The 19388-nt window shown below is 73.2% G+C and carries 16 protein-coding genes; 12 read left to right on the top strand and 4 right to left on the bottom strand.

Going from position 1 to position 19388, the window contains the following annotated elements:
- Window positions 1-14: 14 nt before the first annotated feature.
- Window positions 15-1202, top strand: coding sequence for a serine hydrolase domain-containing protein (locus ACFYXK_RS21220; protein ID WP_389412522.1), 1188 nt, complete (start codon window positions 15-17; stop codon window positions 1200-1202).
- Between the two features lie 37 nt (window positions 1203-1239).
- Here ACFYXK_RS21220 and ACFYXK_RS21215 read toward each other — a convergent pair whose 3' ends face one another.
- From ACFYXK_RS21215 to ACFYXK_RS21200, 4 genes are all read right to left on the bottom strand, one after another.
- Entirely contained in the window at window positions 1240-1713 is a 474-nt protein-coding gene (locus ACFYXK_RS21215) for a YbaK/EbsC family protein (protein ID WP_389412521.1), read from the bottom strand.
- A 72-nt stretch (window positions 1714-1785) separates the two neighbouring features.
- Window positions 1786-3426, bottom strand: a complete 1641-nt coding sequence (locus ACFYXK_RS21210) for a penicillin-binding transpeptidase domain-containing protein (protein WP_389412520.1) — start codon at window positions 3424-3426, stop codon at window positions 1786-1788.
- A gap of 138 nt (window positions 3427-3564) precedes the next feature.
- Window positions 3565-3774: a hypothetical protein gene (locus tag ACFYXK_RS21205; RefSeq protein ID WP_389412519.1), complete on the bottom strand. Its 210-nt coding sequence runs from the start codon at window positions 3772-3774 to the stop codon at window positions 3565-3567.
- 150 nt (window positions 3775-3924) lie between these two features.
- Complete coding sequence (locus ACFYXK_RS21200) at window positions 3925-5691, bottom strand: dolichyl-phosphate-mannose--protein mannosyltransferase (protein ID WP_389412518.1); 1767 nt, start codon at window positions 5689-5691, stop codon at window positions 3925-3927.
- 113 nt (window positions 5692-5804) lie between these two features.
- Between ACFYXK_RS21200 and rsmI the strand changes: the two genes are divergently transcribed.
- From rsmI to ACFYXK_RS21145, 11 genes are all read left to right on the top strand, one after another.
- Window positions 5805-6713 carry a 16S rRNA (cytidine(1402)-2'-O)-methyltransferase gene (rsmI, locus tag ACFYXK_RS21195; RefSeq protein ID WP_389412517.1) on the top strand — a complete coding sequence of 303 codons (909 nt, stop codon included), beginning with the start codon at window positions 5805-5807 and terminating at the stop codon, window positions 6711-6713.
- Between the two features lie 161 nt (window positions 6714-6874).
- Window positions 6875-7369 (top strand): hypothetical protein, encoded by a 495-nt coding sequence (locus ACFYXK_RS21190; RefSeq protein ID WP_389412516.1) that lies wholly within the window; start codon window positions 6875-6877, stop codon window positions 7367-7369.
- Window positions 7370-7379: 10 nt separating this feature from the next.
- Window positions 7380-8267, top strand: a complete 888-nt coding sequence (locus ACFYXK_RS21185; protein WP_389412515.1) for a TatD family hydrolase — start codon at window positions 7380-7382, stop codon at window positions 8265-8267.
- A gap of 121 nt (window positions 8268-8388) precedes the next feature.
- On the top strand, window positions 8389-9678 hold the full coding sequence (locus tag ACFYXK_RS21180; protein ID WP_389412514.1) for a ubiquitin-like domain-containing protein: 1290 nt from the start codon (window positions 8389-8391) through the stop codon (window positions 9676-9678).
- A 68-nt stretch (window positions 9679-9746) separates the two neighbouring features.
- Window positions 9747-10658: a 16S rRNA (adenine(1518)-N(6)/adenine(1519)-N(6))-dimethyltransferase RsmA gene (gene rsmA / locus ACFYXK_RS21175; protein ID WP_389412513.1), complete on the top strand. Its 912-nt coding sequence runs from the start codon at window positions 9747-9749 to the stop codon at window positions 10656-10658.
- Window positions 10655-11572 carry a 4-(cytidine 5'-diphospho)-2-C-methyl-D-erythritol kinase gene (locus ACFYXK_RS21170; RefSeq protein ID WP_389412512.1) on the top strand — a complete coding sequence of 306 codons (918 nt, stop codon included), beginning with the start codon at window positions 10655-10657 and terminating at the stop codon, window positions 11570-11572. Before rsmA ends, ACFYXK_RS21170 begins: the two co-directional genes overlap by 4 nt.
- A 97-nt stretch (window positions 11573-11669) precedes the next feature.
- Window positions 11670-12995, top strand: coding sequence for an acyltransferase (locus ACFYXK_RS21165; protein ID WP_389412511.1), 1326 nt, complete (start codon window positions 11670-11672; stop codon window positions 12993-12995).
- A gap of 54 nt (window positions 12996-13049) precedes the next feature.
- Entirely contained in the window at window positions 13050-14846 is a 1797-nt protein-coding gene (locus ACFYXK_RS21160) for an ABC-F family ATP-binding cassette domain-containing protein (RefSeq protein ID WP_389412510.1), read from the top strand.
- A gap of 168 nt (window positions 14847-15014) precedes the next feature.
- The gene (locus tag ACFYXK_RS21155; protein ID WP_389412509.1) at window positions 15015-16658 is read left to right on the top strand and encodes a PQQ-binding-like beta-propeller repeat protein; all 1644 of its coding nucleotides are present in this window, start codon (window positions 15015-15017) and stop codon (window positions 16656-16658) included.
- A gap of 41 nt (window positions 16659-16699) precedes the next feature.
- On the top strand, window positions 16700-18493 hold the full coding sequence (locus tag ACFYXK_RS21150) for a PQQ-binding-like beta-propeller repeat protein (RefSeq protein WP_389412508.1): 1794 nt from the start codon (window positions 16700-16702) through the stop codon (window positions 18491-18493).
- Between the two features lie 144 nt (window positions 18494-18637).
- Window positions 18638-19336 carry a response regulator transcription factor gene (locus ACFYXK_RS21145; RefSeq protein ID WP_266666338.1) on the top strand — a complete coding sequence of 233 codons (699 nt, stop codon included), beginning with the start codon at window positions 18638-18640 and terminating at the stop codon, window positions 19334-19336.
- Window positions 19337-19388 lie beyond the last annotated feature (52 nt).

Genomic DNA, 19388 nt, shown 5'->3' with positions numbered 1-19388 from the left:
TTGTTGGACCGCTCGTGAACATCCAGGGTGAGGTGGCGGAGGGCTTCGAGGCCGTCCGCGAGGCCTTCGTGCGCAATTTCGAGGTGCTCGGGGACCGGGGCGCGGCGGTGGCCGTGTACCGGGACGGCCGGAAGGTCGTGGACCTGTGGGCGGGCCCGAGGGACGTCGACGGCGGCGACGTCGACGGCGGTGACGGCGGAGGCGGCGAGGCGTGGGCGGCCGGGACCGCGCAGGTGGTGCGCTCGGCCACCAAGGGCGTGGCCGCCGTCGTACCGCTGCTGCTGCACCAGCGCGGGCTGCTGGACCTGGATGCGCCGGTGGCGGCGTACTGGCCGGAGTTCAAGGCGGGCGGCAAGGAGCGGGCGCTGGTCCGGGACCTGCTCGCGCACCGGGCCGGAGTGCCGGCGCTCGACGTTCCGCTGACCCCCGCCGAGGCGGAGGACGGGCTCTCCGGGGCGCGTGCGGTCGCCGAGCAGCAGGCCTTCTGGGAGCCGGGCTCCGCGCACGGCTACCACGCGCAGACGTACAGCTGGCTGCTGTCGGAGCTGGTGCTGCGGGTGACCGGGGCGTCGCTCGGGCAGTGGCTGGCGCAGGAGGTCACGGGCCCGCGGGGGCTGGAGTTCTGGATCGGCCTGCCGGAGGCGGAGGCGGCGCGCGTCGGCCGGGTGGGCCCGGTGGACCCGCCGCAGACGGCGGGCGGTCTTCGCACGCGCCCCCGGCGAAACGTTTCGGAGGCCTGGGCGGACCCGTCCTCGCTGACCCGGCGGGCGTTCGCGGCGATCACCCCGCTGCCGGACGAGAACGACCCGGCTTTCCGGGCGGCGGAACTCCCGGCGTCGGCGGGCATCGGCACGGCGCGCGGCCTGGCCGGCCTGTACGCGGCCCTGCTGGGCGACACGCAGGACGGCACGCGGCTGTTCACCCCGCAGACGGCCCGGCTGGCGGGTACGGAGCTCTCGTCCGGGCCGGACCGGGTGCTGGTGGTCAACACCCGCTTCGGCCCCGGCTACATGCTGCACAGCCCGGCCTCGCCGCTGTTGTCCCCGGCGTCGTTCGGTCACCCGGGGCGGGGCGGCTCACTGGGCTTCGCGGACCCGGAGACGGGGATCGGCTTCGGCTACGTGACGAACGCCCACGCCAAGTCGGTCACCGCCGACCCCCGGGCCCAGGCCCTGGTCAGGGCCGTCCGGTCCGCACTCTGACCCGTCGGCCGCGGCCCTGTCCGGGCGCCGCCGCGGGTCAGCGTTCGCGGACGTCGCTCAGGGTGGCGCCCGCGTGGGCGATCAGGTCCTGCGGGGTCATCGGGAACACCGAGTGCGGCGTTCCCGCCGCCGCCCAGACCACCTCGTGGGCCAGCAGCGAGCGGTCCGCCAGGACCCGGGTGCGGATCCGGTGCCCGAAGGGCGGGACGCCGCCGATCGCGTAGCCCGTGGTCTCCCGGACCAGCGCCGCGTCCGCCCGGGTGACCTTCTGCGCGCCGAGCTCCCGGCGCACCGCCTCCACGTCCACCCGCGAGGCCCCGTCCATCAGGACCACCACGGGCACCCCGTCCGCGGCGAAGATCAGCGACTTCGCGATCTGGCCGAGCTCACAGCCGATCGCGGCTGCCGCGTCGGCGGCGGTGCGGGTGCCGTCCGGGAACGTGCGTACGGTCACGTCGAGCCCCAGCTCGGCCAGGGCTTCCGCGAAGCGGGGGTGGGTGCTGGTCGTCATGCGGGCACGCTAACGCCCCGCGCACCACCCCCGCGACGCCCTTTCCGGCGCGGCCCCCGCAGCGGTGGGGGGTCAGGAGGCGTTCAGGACCGCCGCCACGATCGGGCCCGCCGCGTCGCCGCCGTGGCCGCCGGCCTCGACCATCGCCGCCGCGGCCACGTCCCCGCTGAAGCCCGTGAACCAGCTGTCCGGGCTGCCGGCGCCGTCGACCTCCGCGGAGCCGGTCTTGGCTCCCTTGTCGGAGCCGCCCACCGAGCTCATCGCCTGCTGGGCCGTGCCGCTGGTCGCCGTCAGCTTCATCATCCGCACCAGCTGCTGCTGCACCGACGGCTTCATCCGCCGCGAGGCCTGCGCGATGGGCCGCCCGTCGAGCTCCGGCGAGACGAGCAGCGGCTGGTGGAAGGTCCCGCTGCGCGCGGTGGCGGTGAAGGAGGCGACGTTCAGCGGGTTCATCGTGATCCGGCCCTGCCCGATGTACTCGGCGGCCGCCTCCGCGCCCTTCGCCTCCGGCACCTGGCCGTCGGTCGAGCGGATGCCCGTCTTCCAGTTGTCCAGCCCGAGGCCGAAGACCTCCCTGGCCTCCTTCGCCAGCGCCGGGTCGTCGTCGACGTCGTCGATCTGCTTGATGAAGGCGGTGTTGCAGGACTTGGCGAAGCTGGTCGCGAAGTTCGCGCCCGGCAGTTCGAAGTTGTTCAGGTTGTGGAAGGTGCGGCCGCCCCAGGCGGCGTCCTTGGTGCACTCCGCGGGCTGGTCGGCGGCCGCCTTGCCCCGGTCGATCAGCATCGCCGCCGTCACGATCTTCATCGTCGAGCCGGGCGCCCGCCGCCCCTCCATCGCCGCGTTGAACCCGTCCTTGCGGTTGTTGGCCACGGCCAGGATGTGTCCGTCGCCCGTCTGGACGGCGACCACCGAGGACTCCGGGTACTTGGCGACGGCCTTCTCGGCGGCCGCCTGCACCTTGGCGTCCAGGTACGTCTTCAGCGTGCTCGGCTCGCCCTCCACCAGCGTCATCAGGGTCCGCTTCGGCGCGTCCTGGGCGGCCGGCTCGATCCACAGCTCGGCCCCGGACTTGCCGCCCACCTTGCCGCCGTACGTCTGGCGCAGCTGGTCGAGGACCGGCCGCAGCGAGGGGTACTTCTCCGCGCTGAGCTCCTCGCCATTGCGGTCCACGGCCTTGACCGGCGGGGACGGCGGGGCGCCCGCGCGCAGCTTCTCGTCCTTCTGCAGCTGGGGGTGGATCACCGAGGCCTGCCAGTCGACGAGCGGCTTCCCGCTGGTCACGCCGCGCACCACGGTCAGCTTGGACTCGTACGCGAGCGGCTTTGCGGCGCCCTCGTACGTGACCTCCGCGGCGACGCTGAACGGGATGGTCGTACCCGTCTGCGTCCCCGGAGTGATCACGGCCTTGGACACGTAGGCCTTCGCCCGGTAGTCGGCCACGGCGGTCTGCGCGGCCTGCACGTTGTTCGTCAGCTCCGCGGCCGCGCGCGCGTCCCCGGCCGCCCAGGCGGCGAAGAAGGCCTTCGCGGTCTGGGCGGCCTCCTTGTCGGTGACGGGCCCACTGCCCTTCGCCGCCGCCGCGGCGGTGTCGCCGCCCTTGCCCTTGTCGTCCCCGCCGCCGTCCCCGACCAGCGCGTACACCCCGTACCCGGCCCCGCCGACCATCGCGAGGAACACCCCGCCGATGATGGCCCCTTTCGCCGCCCCGTTCACGTACGTCCTCCCCAGATCCCCGTGTATTCCCTGAACGTGTTCAAAGAACCTCTGGTGCGGACCTTACGCTGTGCAAACAGAACGCGTACGGCTTGTTACCAGAACGGAACAACGCGGCCGGAGGCCGGCCCGGCCGGATCAGCCGATCCTCACCTGGGTCGAGTCGGGGAGGACGCACACCTCTCCGCCGCCGTAGGGGATGTTCTTGACCGTTCCGCCCTGGTCCGTGCACTCCGCGGACGTGATGGTCGGGGCTGCCGCGGCCTGGGCCGTCGCGGCGCCGAGGGCACTCGCGCCGGCCAGCGCCGCCGTGGCGAGGGCGAGGCCGAGAAGTCGTCGCATGCGCATGACGCGCCACCTCTCCGGTGCCCTGGGCCCGGCCCGCTCCGAGGACGACCGGTTGCTGAAGCCGAGGGCGTCCTCCTTCCAGCATGGCCGCCGCCCGCCACGCCCGCGAGCGGCGGCGGGCGGCGCCCGCCGGGCCCGTCGTCGCTCCTGCTAGACCCAGCTGTCCAGCCACATGCGGCCGCGCCAGGAGTCCATCGGGAGGGGCTGGCCCGTGTAGATGGGCCAGAAATAGATGAAGTTCCAGACGATGAGGAGGACCAGCACGCCCGCCGCGATCGCGCCCAGCGCGCGTCTGCGCTCCGTCGAGCCCGACGGGCCCAGCAGGGCGCCGATCATCATCGCCACCGCCAGGCACAGGTACGGGACGAAGACCACCGCGTAGAAGAAGAAGATGGTCCGCTCCTGGTAGTTGAACCAGGGCAGCAGGCCCGCGGCCAGCGCGCACGCGATCGCGCCCGCCCGCCAGTCGCGCCGGAAGAACCACCGCCACAGCACGTACAGCAGCGCGAAGCAGCCCGCCCACCACAGCATCGGGGTGCCCAGGGCCAGCACCTCGCGCGCGCACTTGCCCGCCTCCGTCGCCGGGCAGCCGTCCGCACCCGGGTCGGGGGACTCGTAGAAATAGGAGACGGGACGGCCCAGGACCAGCCAGCTCCACGGGTTCGACTCGTACGTGTGACCCGAGGTCAGGCCGACGTGGAACTTGTAGACCTCGGTCTCGTAATGCCACAGGCTGCGCAGCCACTCCGGCAGGAACGACAGTGAGCTGCCCTGGTCGTTCTTGGCCGCCCAGTCGCGGAAGTAACCGCCCTTGCCGTTGTCGGGGGAGAGGATCCAGCCCGTCCACGACGCCAGGTACACCGCGATGGCCACCGGCACCGTCGACAGGAAGCCCGGCAGCGCATCGCGGCGCAGCATCGCCGCGTACGGGGCGCCCGCGCCCGCGGTGCGGCGCGCGGCCGCGTCCCACAGCACGGTCAGCACACCGAAGAAGGCCAGCACGATCAGGCCGTTCCACTTCGTGCCGAAGGCCAGCCCCAGACACACGCCCGCCAGGATCCGGTACGGGCGCCAGCCCAGGCGCAGCGTCTCGGCGACGGCGACGTCCGGGAGGGTGCGCCCCTCCTCGTCCACCGGGAGCGCGTCCGCGAGTCTGGCCCGGGTCCGGTCCCGGTCGACGAGCAGCGCCCCGAACGCGGCCAGCACGAAGAACATCAGCACCAGGTCGAGCAGTGCGGTCCGGCTCATCACCAGGTGCAGGCCGTCCACCGCGAGCAGCGCGCCCGCCAGGCAGCCCAGGAAGGTCGAGCGGAACAGGCGGCGCCCGATCCGGCACAGCATCAGCACCGACAGGGTGCCGAGCACGGCCGTCATGAACCGCCAGCCGAACGGCGTGAAGCCGAACATCCACTCGCCGAGCCCGATGACCCACTTGCCGACCGGCGGGTGCACGACGTAGCCGGGGTCCAGCGGGAGGGCGACCCCGTCGGGATTGGCGAGGATCGACTTGTCGATGTCCTTCGGCCAGCTCGCCTCGTAGCCCTGCCGGATCGTGGCCCAGGCGTCCTTGGCGTAGTACGTCTCGTCGAATATCACCGCCTTCGGGCTGCCCAGGTGCGCGAAGCGCAGCACCCCGGCCACCAGCGCCACCAGCACCGGCCCCGCCCACGCCAGCACGCGCTGCCAGGCGTCCACCGCGCAGAGCGGGATCCCGAGCGCCGTCCACAACTGCTCGGAGGGCCGGGCGTACGGGGGCACCAGGCGGGCCCGGACGTCCGGGCGCCGCGCGCCGGCGGGCGGCGCGTAGCCGAAGCTGCGCAGGCGGCGCAGCCAGGTGGACGGCTGTTCTTCGCGCCCCGCCGGAAGGGCGGGCGGAGCCCCCGCGGGGCTGGGCGGCGGCGTCGCGGTACTGGTCACCGGGTCATCGTAGGGAACGCACCTGTGCGAACCCCAGCGCCGGGGACCCTCGGAGCGTGTGCCGGGTGGGACGGCCGGCATGTGCCGGGCGGGACGGCTGAGAGGATGGACCGGTGACGACTGACCAGCTCCCCGGCTCCGGAACCGCCTCTTCGACCTCCTCCACCGCAGGCGTGCTCGTGCTCGCCGGCACCCCGATCGGTGATCTCGCCGACGCCCCGCCCCGGCTCGCGGCCGAGCTCGAGCGGGCCGACGTGGTCGCCGCCGAGGACACCCGGCGGCTGCGCCGGCTGACCCAGGGGCTCGGCGTGCACACCACCGGGCGGGTCGTGTCGTACTTCGAGGGCAACGAGTCGGCGCGTACCCCGGAGCTGGTCGAGGCGCTGGAGGACGGCAAGCGGGTGCTGCTGGTGACCGACGCCGGCATGCCGTCCGTCTCCGACCCCGGCTACCGGCTGGTCGCCGCCGCCGTGGAGAAGGACATCAAGGTCACCGCCGTGCCCGGGCCGTCCGCGGTGCTCACCGCGCTCGCCCTTTCGGGACTGCCGGTGGACCGCTTCTGCTTCGAGGGGTTCCTGCCGCGCAAGGCGGGCGAGCGCCTCGGCCGGCTCCGCGAGGTCGAGGGCGAGCGCCGCACGCTCGTCTACTTCGAGGCCCCGCACCGGCTCGACGACACCCTCGCCGCGATGGCCGAGGTCTTCGGCGCCGGCCGGCGGGCCGCCGTGTGCCGCGAGCTGACCAAGACGTACGAGGAGGTCAAGCGCGGCGGGCTCGGCGAGCTGGCGGCCTGGGCCGCGGAGGGCGTGCGCGGGGAGATCACGGTCGTCGTGGAGGGCGCCCCGGCGGCCGGGCCCGGAGACGTGGACGCCGAGGAACTGGTGCGCAGGGTACGGGTGCGCGAGGAGGCCGGGGAGCGGCGCAAGGAGGCCATCGCGGCGGTCGCGGCCGAGGCCGGAGTACCCAAGCGGGAGGTCTTCGACGCCGTGGTCGCGGCAAAGAATGCGGCTCAAAAGGTGCTGTAAGACGGTAAAGAGCTAACCTGAAAAGCAAAGCTCAGACCGCGCACCGGGCGCTTTGGGACATGAGTCGGCCAAAGGCCGTCCAACAGTAGACAGGGCCTGATGCGCTCCCGCCCGAAGAGGCGTCCACTGGCAATGGCACCAGTGGAACAAGAGGAGCTGGCATGAGTGAGATCGCAGACACCTCGGTACCCGTCCCCGCCCCCGCAGCACCCGTCTCCGTGCCGAGGGCCGCAGTGCACACCGTGCACGAGGCCTACTCGTTCGCGTGCATGAAGTGCGGGTACGCCTGGGAGCAGGGCTACGAGATCGAGCACCACGTCGACGGCAACGGCCAGCCCTTCATCATCTACACCGTCCAGGGCGAGCGGGTCCCCTCCCCGCTGTCGAACCCGACCTGCCACAACTGCGGCGGGCACGTGGTGCGGATCATGCGGGAAGGCCAGGTGTCGTCGGTGCTCGGCACGATCGACAAGATCTACCACCACCGCATCTCGCCCGGGATCGCCGGCCCGGTGCCGGCCGGCGCCAACGTCCCGCGGACCCCGAAGCAGCGCAGGACCCCGCTGCACGACGCCCCGGGGCCCGTCCCGGTGGACGCGGCCGAGGAGCGCGGGGGCTGGCTCTCCCGCCTGATGAGGATCTTCCGCCGGTCATAAGATCGGCCGTATGAGCACTGCCGCCAAGGACGCCTCGAAGGACACCCCGCCGCCGCTGCCCGAACCCCTGCGGGTGGCGGTCGCGGACTCCCACACCCATCTGGACATGCAGGGCGGCACCGTCGAGGAGGGCCTCGCCAAGGCCGCCTCGGTCGGCGTGACCACCGTCGTCCAGGTCGGCTGCGACGTGAAGGGATCCCGCTGGGCGGCCGAGACCGCCGCCGCGTACGAGAACGTCCACGCGGCCGTCGCCCTTCACCCGAACGAAGCGCCCCGCATCGTCCACGGCGACCCCGACGGTTGGTCGCGGCAGGGCGCGCGGGCCGGGGGCGGCGAGGCCGCGCTCGACGAGGCGCTGGCCGAGATCGAAGAGCTCGCGAAGCTCGCGCACGTGAAGGCCGTCGGCGAGACCGGGCTGGACCACTTCCGCACCGGACCCGAGGGCATGGCCGCGCAGGAGCGCTCCTTCCGCGCGCACATCGAGATCGCGAAGCGGCAGGGCAAGGCCCTGGTCATCCACGACCGCGAGGCCCACGCGGACGTGCTGCGCATCCTGCGCGAGGAGGGTGCGCCCGAGCGCACCGTCTTCCACTGCTACTCCGGGGACGCCGAGATGGCCCGCGCGTGCGCCGCCGCCGGGTACTACATGTCGTTCGCCGGGACCGTGACGTTCAAGAACGCCCGGCCGCTGCGCGAGGCCCTCGCCGTGGCCCCGCAGGAGCTGGTGCTCGTCGAGACGGACGCCCCCTACCTCACCCCGGCGCCGTACCGCGGACGGCCCAACGCGCCGTACCTCATTCCGCTGACCGTACGGGCGATGGCCGCGGTGCGGGGGATCGACGAGGACGCGATGGCCACCGCCCTGGCGGCGAACACGGCGCGCGCCTTCGACTACTGAGGACCACCGGGCCCGCAGCGCCATCCGACACGCCGGGTAGCCGCACGGCTTTGGTGAGTGACCGGCGTCCGCTAGGGTGCCGTGCCCGAACCGATGGGGCCGGACCAGTGGAGCGAGCGTCGTGAGCGAGAGTCCTTTCACCGGGGTGTACGGGGACCAAGCCGCCCCGGACCCGGAGCCGGCCGTGGTACCCGCCCCGCGCACCGGAGACGGGCGGGCCGCCCGGCGCCGCAGGAGCGCCGAGGCCGGTGTCCACACCGTCCCCGCCGGCACCGGCCGGCGGCGCCGCCCCGCCCCCGCCGGGACGGCCGCGGGGCGGGACAGCTGGCGGCGGATCGTCCCGCAGGCGCTCGTCGTCGCCTTCCTCGCCGGCGGCACCACGGCCTTCGTCGCCGCCGACAAGTCGGTACGACTCACCGTGGACGGCGAGCCCAGGACGCTGCACACCTTCGCCGACGACGTCGACGGGCTCCTCGCCGCCGAAGGGGTCGGCGTCGGCCCCCACGACCTCGTCGCCCCCGCCCGCACCGAAGCCCTCGACGACGGCGACGAGATCGTCGTCCGCTACGGCCGCCCCCTGCGCCTGACCCTCGACGGACAGACCCGCCAGGCGTGGACCACCGCCGGCACCGTGGAGGGCGCGCTGCGCCAGTTCGGCATCCGCGTCGAGGGCGCCTACCTCTCCGCCGCGCGCACCGCCCCCGTGCCCCGCGCCGGCCTCGCCCTGGCCGTCCGCACCGAACGCAGCGTCACCTTCATGGCGGACGGCCGCGAAAGCACCATCCGCACCAACGCCGCCACCGTCCAGGAAGCCCTCGGCCAGGCCGGGATCACCCTCCAGGGCCAGGACACCACCTCCGTCCCGCCCGCCTCCTTCCCGCGCGACGGCCAGACCGTCACGGTGCTCCGCATCACCGGCACCCGCGAGGTCCGCGAGGAGCGCATCCCGTACGAGACCGAGCAGACCGAGGACGACGCCCTGTTCGCCGGCACCGAGGTCGTCGAGCGGGCGGGCCGCCCCGGAGCGCGCCGGGTCACGTACGCCCTGCGCACCGTCAACGGGGTCCGGCAGAAGCCCCGCAAGATCGCCGAGGAGATCGTCCGCGAGCCCGTCACCCAGCTGGTCAAGGTCGGCACGAAACCGCTGCCGGCCTCCGTCGCCGGGGCGGACGGCCTCGACTGGGGGGCACTGGCCCGGTGCGAGTCCGGCGGCCGCCCCGCCGCCACCGACGCCTCGGGCACGTACGGCGGCCTGTACCAGTTCGACGTCCGCACCTGGCAGAGCCTCGGCGGCTCCGGCCGCCCGCAGGACGCCCCGGGCCCGGAGCAGACGTACCGGGCGAAGAAGCTCTACGTACAGCGGGGCGCGGCCCCCTGGCCCCACTGCGGCCGGCGCCTCTACCGCGGCTGATGCGGCGCACGGCCGGCCCGGGTGCGGGGGAGGTACGGCGGGCCGCCGTCATCTGAGACGCTTTACCGGTGAGCACCGCAGAGCAGCAGCCCGAGCCCTCGACCAGCACGTCCCCCGACGCCCTTCTCGGACCGGCAGACATCCGGGAACTGGCCGCCGTACTCGGCGTACGGCCGACGAAGCAGAAGGGGCAGAACTTCGTCATCGACGCCAACACGGTGCGCCGGATCGTGCGCACCGCCGAGGTGCGCCCCGACGACGTGGTCGTCGAGGTCGGGCCGGGGCTGGGGTCGCTGACGCTCGCGCTGCTGGAGGCCGCCGACCGGGTCACCGCCGTCGAGATCGACGACATCCTGGCCGCGGCGCTGCCCGCCACCATCGAGGCGCGGATGCCCGCGCGCAAGGACCGTTTCGCGCTGGTGCACTCCGACGCGATGCTGGTCGAGGAGCTGCCGGGCCCGCCGCCGACCGCGCTCGTCGCGAACCTCCCGTACAACGTGGCCGTGCCGGTGCTGCTGACCATGCTGGACCGCTTCCCGACCATCGAGCGCACCCTGGTGATGGTGCAGGCGGAAGTCGCCGACCGGCTGGCCGCCGAGCCGGGCAACAAGGTGTACGGGGTGCCCTCCGTCAAGGCGAACTGGTACGCGCACGTCAAGCGCGCCGGGTCCATCGGCCGCAAGGTCTTCTGGCCCGCGCCGAACGTGGACTCGGGCCTGGTCTCGCTGGTGCGGCGGGCCGAGCCGATCAAGACGACCGCCACGAAGGCGGAGGTCTTCGCCGTCGTGGACGCGGCCTTCGCACAGCGCCGCAAGACGCTGCGCGCCGCACTGGCCGGCTGGGCCGGCTCGGCGGCGGGCGCCGAGGCGGCGCTGGTCGCCGCCGGCGTCTCCCCGCAGGCGCGCGGCGAGTCGCTGACGGTGGAGGAGTTCGCGGCGATCGCCGAGCACAAGCCCGCGCAGGAAAGGCCCGCGCTGTGAACCACCTCGAGAGCCGCAGGGCCGTGACCGTACGGGTCCCCGCGAAGGTCAACGTCCGGCTGGCCGTGGGCGCGGCGCGGCCGGACGGCTTCCACGACCTGGCCAACGTCTTCCTCGCGGTGTCGCTGTTCGACGAGGTCACGGCCGCCCCGGCCGATGCCCTGACCGTCACCTGCACCGGACCCGACGCCGACCAGGTCCCGCTGGACCGCACCAACCTCGCGGCGCGCGCCGCCGAGATCCTCGCGGCCCGGGCCGGGATCGAACCCGCCGTCCACCTCCACATCGCGAAGAACATCCCGGTCGCGGGCGGCATGGCGGGCGGCAGCGCGGACGGCGCGGCGGCCCTGCTGGCCTGCGACGCCCTGTGGGGTCTGAACACCCCGCGCGAGCAGCTCCTCGACATCTGCGCCGAGCTCGGCAGCGACGTCCCCTTCAGCCTGGTCGGCGGAGCCGCGCTCGGCACCGGCCGCGGTGAGCTGCTCACCCCGCTCGAGGCGGGCACCTTCCACTGGGTGTTCGCGGTGGCCGACGGCGGCCTGTCCACCCCGGCCGTGTTCCGCGAGTTCGACCGCCTCGCGGAGGGGACGCACATCCCGGAGCCCCATGCCTCCCCGGCGCTCCTGGCGGCCCTGGCCTCGGGCGACGCCGACGCACTGGCGGCCACGCTGGCCAACGACCTCCAGCCCGCCGCCCTCTCGCTGCGCCCGCAGCTGGCCGGGACGCTGGCGGCGGGCACCGACGGCGGTGCGCTCGCCGCGCTCGTCTCGGGCTCGGGGCCCACGACGGCCTTCCTGTGCCGTGACGCGGAGTCCGCCGAGAAGGTGGCGGCGGCCCTGTCCGCGTCCGGCACGTGCCGGGCCACGCGCGTGGCGTCCAGCCCGGCCCCCGGAGCCACGGTCCTGCCGTCCTGACCCGCAGGGCCCGCAGCCGTGCCGCGCCGGGTACTCATACCGGAGTTGAGTACCCGCACCCTGTCGGAAGACGGCCCGCGCGGGCGACCGTGGCTCCATGACAGCCACCACCGCACGGGCCATGGCCGATGCGACCCCCGCCGACCGCGACCGGTACGTCGACCTGCTGCGGGTCGCCTCGCTCGGGACCGTGCTCCTCGGGCACTGGCTGATGGCCGCCGTCAGCAGCGACGGCATAGGGAACCTGCTCGCCCTCGTCCCCGCGCTCCAGGTGCTCACCTGGGGGCTGCAGATCATGCCGGTGTTCTTCTTCGTCGGCGGGTTCTCGCACGCCCTGTCCTACCGGTCCCTCGCCAGGAAGGCCGAAGGACGGCCCGTCTACGCCGCCTTCCTGCGCGCCCGGCTCCAGCGGCTGCTGCGCCCCACCCTCGTCTTCGTCCTCGTCTGGACCGCCGGGGCGCTGGCCGTGCAGCTCGCCGGCGGCGGGGACGGCCGGCTGACCGGGGCCGCGCTGCGGCTGGTCACCCAGCCGCTGTGGTTCATCGGCATCTACCTCGCCATGGTCGCCTTCACCCCGGCCCTGCTGGCGCTCCACCGGCGGTGGGGCTGGGGGGCGTTCGCCCTCCTCGCCGGGTCCGCGGCCGCCGTCGACGTGCTCCGCTTCGCGCTCGCCGTCCCGTACGTCGAGTTCCTGAACTTCGCCTTCGTCTGGCTCGCCGTCCACCAGCTCGGCTTCCTGCGCGCCGACGGCCGGATCACCCGCCCCGGCCTGCTCGCCGCCGCCGGGCTCACCGGCGCCGTGCTGCTCGTCGCGTACGGCCCGTACCCGCTGTCCATGGTCGGGATGCCCGGCGAGAAGGTCTCCAACATGGCCCCGCCCACCCTCGCCCTCCTGGCGCACGGGATGTGGCTCGTCGGCGCCGTGCAGCTGCTCGCGGCCCCCGCCACCGCCCGGCTCGCCCGCCCCCGCGTCTGGCGCACGGTCGTCGCCGCCAACGGCATCGCCATGACCGCGTTCCTCTGGCACCTCACCGCCATGCTCGCCGTGTACGCGCTCCAGCTCGCGCTCGGCATCCCGCTCCCCGCGCCCGCCTCCGCCGCCTGGTGGGCCCAGGTCCCGCTGAGGCTGCTCGCCGCCGCCGGGCTGACCGCCGTACTGGTCGCCCTCTTCCGCAGGTTCGAAGCCCCGGCGCGCACCGCCGCCGAGCCCGGCAGCGGGCCGCTGGCCGCCCTCGGCACCACCCTGTGCCTGCTCGGCATCCTCGGCCTGTCCACGACCGGGCTCGGCGGCCTCCTCGAAGGCCACAGCGCCACCCTGATCGCCCTTCCGGTCACCGCGCCCGCCGCGATCGCCATGGCGCTGGGCGGCTGGCTCCTGGTGGAACGTTCCGGGGCGGCCCGGACCGTTAGGCTGGGGGGCTGATCCACACCCTCCCCCGGGACCCGTCCGGGGGGACCCCCACCTGGAGCGCTCCTGATGGCCGTCAATCTGGTCAATGTCGAGGCAGTCAGCAAGGTGTACGGCACCCGTACCCTGCTCGACGGCATCTCCCTCGGCGTGTCCGAGGGGGACCGGATCGGTGTCGTGGGCCGCAACGGCGACGGCAAGACCACCCTCATCCGCATGCTCGCCAAGCTCGAGGAGCCCGACACCGGCCGGGTCACCCAGAGCGGCGGCCTGCGCATGGGCGTGCTCACCCAGCACGACTCCCTCGACCCCGCGGCGACCATCCGCCACGAGATCATCCGGGACATGGCCGACCACGAGTGGGCCGGCAACGCCAAGATCCGCGACGTGCTGACCGGACTCTTCGGCGGCCTCGACCTCCCCGGCTTCGGCCAGGGCCTCGACACCGTCATCGGCCCGCTCTCCGGCGGTGAGCGCCGCCGCATCGCGCTCGCCAAGCTGCTCATCGCCGACCAGGACCTGCTCGTCCTCGACGAGCCCACCAACCACCTCGACGTCGAGGGCATCTCCTGGCTGGCCAAGCACCTCCAGGAACGCCGCTCCGCACTCGTCTGCGTCACCCACGACCGCTGGTTCCTCGACCAGGTCTGCACCCGCATGTGGGACGTGCAGCGCGGCTCGGTGTTCGAGTACGAGGGCGGCTACAGCGACTACGTCTTCGCCCGCGCCGAGCGCGACCGCATCGCCGCCACGGAGGAGTCCAAGCGGCAGAACCTGATGCGCAAGGAGCTGGCCTGGCTGCGCCGCGGCGCCCCCGCCCGCACCTCCAAGCCGCGCTACCGCATCGAGGCCGCCAACGAGCTCATCGCCGACGTGCCGCCGCCGCGCGACAAGTCCGAGCTGATGAAGTTCGCCAACGCCCGCCTCGGCAAGACCGTCTTCGACCTGGAGAACGTCACCGTCCAGGCCGGGCCGAAGACCCTGCTCAAGCACCTCACCTGGCACCTCGGCCCCGGCGACCGCGTCGGCCTCGTCGGCGTCAACGGCGCCGGCAAGACCTCCCTGCTGCGCGCCCTCGCGGAGGCGGCCCGCACCCAGGGCGACGTCCAGCCGGCCGCCGGCAGCGTCACCGTCGGCAAGACGGTCAAGCTGGCGTACCTCTCCCAGGAGGTCGGCGAACTCGACCCGTCCCTGCGGGTGCTGGAGGCGGTGCAGCGCGTACGCGACCGCGTCGACCTCGGCAAGGGCCGCGAGATGACGGCCGGTCAGCTGTGCGAGCAGTTCGGTTTCACCAAGGAGAAGCAGTGGACGCCCGTCGGCGACCTCTCCGGTGGTGAGCGGCGCCGGCTGCAGATCCTGCGGCTGCTGATGGACGAGCCCAACGTGCTCTTCCTCGACGAGCCCACCAACGACCTCGACATCGAGACCCTCACCCAGCTCGAGGACCTCCTCGACGGCTGGCCGGGCTCGATGATCGTGATCTCACACGACCGGTTCTTCATCGAGCGCACCACCGACACGGTGATGGCGCTGCTGGGCGACGCCAGCCTGCGGATGCTGCCGCGCGGCCTCGACGAATACCTGGAGCGCCGGCAGAAGATGATCGAGGCGGCCGCCCCGGCGCCCGCCCCGGCCGCCGCCAAGTCGACGGCCTCCGGAGACTCCCGCGCCGCGAAGAAGGAGCTCCAGAAGATCGAGCGCCAGCTCAACAAGATGTCGGACCGCGAGACGAACCTGCACGCCCAGATCGCCGAGAACGCCACCGATTTCGACAAGGTCGCGAAGCTCGACGCGGAGCTGCGCGAACTCATCTCGGACCGGGACGAGTTGGAGATGCGCTGGCTCGAGCTGGCCGAGGACGCCTAGGCGCTCTCGCCGGACCGGGCCGTCGGCAGGCGCCAACTGGCCTGATAACGGCGTTGTCACGGGCCGGTCCTCCCTTGGGAACAGGGGCTGGACCGGCCCGATGTATGAGCGCTGTCAGTGATAGAAAGGTGATCCCCCTACGCCACCCGACGCCGAAGGTACGCGCTGATGACCGAGCCGCCCCAGCCGCCGAACCAGCCGCCCACACCTTCCGGTTACGGCCACCTGCCCGGCCCGCCGCAGCCCGGTTACGGCTACCCGCAGCAGGGCGAGAACCCGTACGCCCAGCAGCCGCCGACGCAGCCGATGCACCCGGTGCAGCCGCCGCCGATGCCGCAGCAGGGCTACCTCCCGCCGCCCGGCGCGCCGACCGCCCCGATGCAGCAGGCCGGGGGCGCGGCGCCGAAGAAGAAGACGGCCGTGGTCATCGCCGCAGCCGTCGCCGGCGTCCTCGTCCTCGGCACCGGCGGCTACTTCGCCTTCGCGGGCGGCAGCGACGAGGACCCGAAGAAGCCCGTCGCGCAGAGCTCCGCCCCGGCCGACGCCAAGCCCTCCGCCGGCGTGGACAAGGGTGACGGCAGCGGCAACGGGTCCACGGCGGGCGAGGACCTCAACGCCGGGCGCAAGCAGGGCGAGGACAAGACGCTCTGGCTCAGGACCGCCAAGATCGACGGCCCCGGCATGGGCGTGGAGTCCGCCGGCCAGTGGATCGTCGGCGACACCGTCGTCAAGAGCGTCTGGAAGAACCTCACCGCCTACGGGGTCACCGACGGCAAGGAGAAGTGGACGCTCGCGTTCCCCACTCCCATCTGCTCCGTCACCCGGCAGACCACCGCCGAGGCCAAGACCGTCGTCATGTTCAAGGACGGCGACGGGGACAGCGCCACCTGCAACCAGATGAAGCAGGTCGACCTCAAGGCGGGCAAGGAAGGCTGGACGAAGGAGGTCCCCAAGGAGGGCCTCTTCGACATCATGACCAGCCCCAGCCTGGGCATCACCGGCGACACCGTCGCCGTCAGCCGCAGCGGCACCGCCAGCGCCTTCAAGGTCAGCACCGGCGACAAGCTCTTCGGCAGCGCCACCGCCGAGGGCTGCAAGCCCGACTCGTACGTCGTCAACAACGGCAAGATGATCGCCGTCTCCACCTGCTACGACGACGACCTCTCCAGCGAGGTGTCGGCCGCCGACCCGGTCACCGGCAAGAAGAGCTGGACCTTCAAACTGCCCGCGAAGTACAAGGTCGCCGCCATCTACTCGCTGGATCCCGTCGTCCTCGACATCGGCAACCAGGACAAGAAGGAACGTGCCATCGTGGTCATCGGACCCGACGGCAAGCAGAGCGCCACCGTCAGCGGCGAGGGCAGCTTCGCCACCGAGTGCGACGGCGGCCTCTTCCGCTCCGTCGAGGTCTGCTCCACCACCGCCGTGGACGCGAACACCCTCTACATGCCGACCGTCGCCGGATCCGGCAAGGCCAACGAGATCGTCGCCTTCGACCTGGGCACCGGCAAGGTCAAGTGGCGCACCCCCGCGGGCGACGGCCGCACCCTCACCCCGGTCGGGGCCGCGAACGGCCAGCTGCTCGCCTACCGCAAGGCCACCTCCGACCAGGGCGGCGAGGTCGTCTCGATCCCGGCAGCCGGCGGCACGCCCACCGCGCTGCTGCGCAACCCGTCGGGATCCTCCGCGCCCATCGAGAGCACCTTCTACACCCCGAAGGTCGACTACGTGGACGGCCGGCTCTTCATCTCCCAAACCCGCCTTCTCGCCAAGGGCACGGACGAGAAGCTCCTGATGGTCTTCGGCAAGTGAACGAGTCCACCGAGCCGCCCACCGAGAGGCAGTAGCAAGCGATGAGTACCCCGCCGCCCCCCAACCAGCCGCCCGCCGGCGGCTTCGGAGCGCCGCAGGATCCCCCGCCCCAGGGCTTCGGAGCGCCGCAGGCCCCGCAGCCCCCGCAGCCCGGAAGCTTCGGCGCGCCGCCGGCGGCGCCCGCAGCGCCGGTGGCCCCGCAGCAGCCGCCCGCAGCGCCGGCCGTGCCGCCGACCGTGCCGGCCGCGCCGGCCGTGCCCCCGCAGGGGCAGCCGGCGTACGGCTATCCGCAGCAGGGCTACGGATACCCGCAGCAGCAGCCGGCCCCCGGTGCCGGCGCCCCGCCGCAGTTCGGCGCGCCCACGGCCCCGATGCAGGCCGCCCGGCCCGCGGGCCCGGGCGGCGGCAACGAGAAGCGCACCCAGCTGATGATCGTCGGCGCGGCCCTGCTGGCCATCGTCCTGATCGTCGCGGGCGGCTTCTGGTACGTCTCCGGCGACGGCGGCGGTGACGACAAGCAGCCCACCGCGGACGGCAGCCCCAGCGGCAAGCCCGCGGCCGGCACCCCCGGTTCGGAGAAGGTGCCCGCCAACGTCAAGTCGAAGCCGCTGTTCAACCAGCCGAACCCGACCCCGGAAGACGTCGTCACCGTCGCGGGCTCCTGGCTCACCGACTCCACCTACGTCAAGTCCGACGTATCGAAGGTCGTCGGCTACAACACCGTCGACGGCGCCAAGAAGTGGGAGATCCCCCTCCCGGGCGAGCTCTGCGGCGCGACCAAGCACATCAGCGACAACAAGACGGCGATCCTCTTCCGGCCCGCGCAGCCCACGCCCGAGGTCAAGTACCCGGCGTGCACCGAGGTCGGCGTCATCGACCTGAACGCCGGCAAGCTCCTGTGGTCCGGCAACGCCAAGGGCGCCACCACCGGTGACAAGCCCGCCTCCTACTACGAGGTCACCCTCAGCGGCCAGACCGTCGCCGCCGGCGGCACCAGCGGCGGCGCCGCCTGGAACCTCGCCGACGGCAAGTCCCTGTGGACGCCCAAGGTCGACGGCGAGGGCTGCTACGACAGCGGCTACGCCGGCGGCGAGGCCCTCGGCGTGATCCGCAAGTGCGGCCGCGGCGACAGCCAGACCCTGTACGCCCAGACCCTGGATCCGGCCACCGGCGCGCAGACCGCCTCGTACAAGCTCTCCCCGGGCATCGAGTGGGCGTCCATCGTCTCCACGAAGCCCCTCATCGTCGCCGCCGACGTCGGCAAGACCGCCAAGAACGCCTCCGGCGTCAGCGACCTCTTCGTCGTCGACCCCAAGGGCGAGCTGAAGGCCCGCATCTCGCTCGCCTCCGGCACCTTCGGCGGCAAGTGCGGCGGCACCGAGGTCGAGAAGTGCTCCGGCTTCGTCGTCGGCAACGGCAAGCTCTACCTGCCCTCGATCGAGCACCAGGGCCAGTCGTCGTCCGGCCGCACCAACGAGCTGCTCTCCTTCGACCTGGAGACCGGCAAGCAGACCACCGACCGCGCCGACGCGGGCGAGCGGTACACCATGTTCCCGCTCCGCATGGACGGGTCGCACATCATCGCGTACAAGGAGCCCCCGTACGACAAGGGCGGCCAGATCGTCAGCATCGACGGTACGACCATGAAGGAGACCGTCCTCATGGAGAACCCGGCCGAGAAGGCCAGCCGGACCGCCGAGACCGGCTTCTCGCCCGACTTCTCCGAGTACCGCTACCACAACGGCAAGCTCTTCATCTCCCGGACCACGGCCAGGAAGCCGTACTCCGACAAGGGCGACCCCGAGTACCTGTTCGTCTCCTTCAGCGCCAGCTGATCCCCGGCCGATCCCGGCCGTTCACCGCAGCGTGCAGAAGCCCCCGGAAGGTCCGCCTTCCGGGGGCTTCTGCGCGGTATCCGCCGCGCACCGTCGAACAAGCGTGTAGCTTGCCGGGGCAGAAGGGTCGGGGGTGGGTGCGCGATGGGCGTACGGGTCATGGTGCTCGACGAGCACCGGCTGCTGGCCGAGGCGCTGGCCTCGGCTCTCAAGCTGCGCGGGCACCGGGTGCTGGCCGCGGCCGCCCCGGCCGCGGGCGCCGCCGAACTGGTCATCAGCCGGGCGCCGGAGGTGTGCCTGCTGGGCACCGCCACGCCCGCAGAGCCGGGGGTCTTCGAGCCGGTGGTGCGCATCAAGCGGGAGCGGCCGCAGATCGCCGTCGTCGTGCTCGGCCCGGTGCCGAGCCCGCGCGGGATCGCGGCCGCCTTCGCCGCCGGCGCCTCGGGGTACGTCCGCCACGACGAGCGGATCGAAGGCGTGGAGCGGGCGCTGGCCAAGGCGCGGGCCGGGGAGGTCGCGATCTCCCCGCAGCTGCTCCAGGGAGCCTTCGCGGAGCTGCTCAACCCGGCCGCCCAGCCCGACGACGAGGGCAGCCGGCTGCTGCGGCTGCTGACCCCGCGCGAGGTGGAGGTGCTGGTCCGGGTCGCCGAGGGCGAGGACACCCGGCTCATCGCCGCGGGCATGGAGATCGCGCCGAGCACCGCCCGTACGCACGTCCAGCGGGTGCTGATGAAACTGGGCGTCGGGTCCCGGCTGGAGGCGGCGGCGCTGGCCGCCCGGACCGGTCTGCTGGACCGGGCGGGGCCGGTGCCGGTGGCCGCCGATTTCCCCGGAGGCCCGTAATCCGGTAAGCCAGTGACCGGCATGTGCACGCATCCGGCGTGCATCCCCCTGC

Source organism: Streptomyces sp. NPDC002209 (genome assembly GCF_042890265.1).
GTDB lineage: Bacteria > Actinomycetota > Actinomycetes > Streptomycetales > Streptomycetaceae > Streptomyces.
Note: the sequence above shows the minus strand (reverse complement) of the source record. Positions and strands in the feature narration are given on the sequence as shown.

Coding starts and splice junctions, on each gene's coding strand:
- ACFYXK_RS21215 (WP_389412521.1), bottom strand. CDS start 1,713: ATGACGACCAGCACCCACCCCCGCTTCGCGGAAGCCCTGGCCGAGCTG.
- ACFYXK_RS21205 (WP_389412519.1), bottom strand. CDS start 3,774: ATGCGCATGCGACGACTTCTCGGCCTCGCCCTCGCCACGGCGGCGCTG.
- ACFYXK_RS21190 (WP_389412516.1), top strand. CDS start 6,875: ATGAGTGAGATCGCAGACACCTCGGTACCCGTCCCCGCCCCCGCAGCA.
- ACFYXK_RS21185 (WP_389412515.1), top strand. CDS start 7,380: ATGAGCACTGCCGCCAAGGACGCCTCGAAGGACACCCCGCCGCCGCTG.
- ACFYXK_RS21165 (WP_389412511.1), top strand. CDS start 11,670: ATGACAGCCACCACCGCACGGGCCATGGCCGATGCGACCCCCGCCGAC.
- ACFYXK_RS21160 (WP_389412510.1), top strand. CDS start 13,050: ATGGCCGTCAATCTGGTCAATGTCGAGGCAGTCAGCAAGGTGTACGGC.
- ACFYXK_RS21155 (WP_389412509.1), top strand. CDS start 15,015: ATGACCGAGCCGCCCCAGCCGCCGAACCAGCCGCCCACACCTTCCGGT.
- ACFYXK_RS21150 (WP_389412508.1), top strand. CDS start 16,700: ATGAGTACCCCGCCGCCCCCCAACCAGCCGCCCGCCGGCGGCTTCGGA.
- ACFYXK_RS21145 (WP_266666338.1), top strand. CDS start 18,638: ATGGGCGTACGGGTCATGGTGCTCGACGAGCACCGGCTGCTGGCCGAG.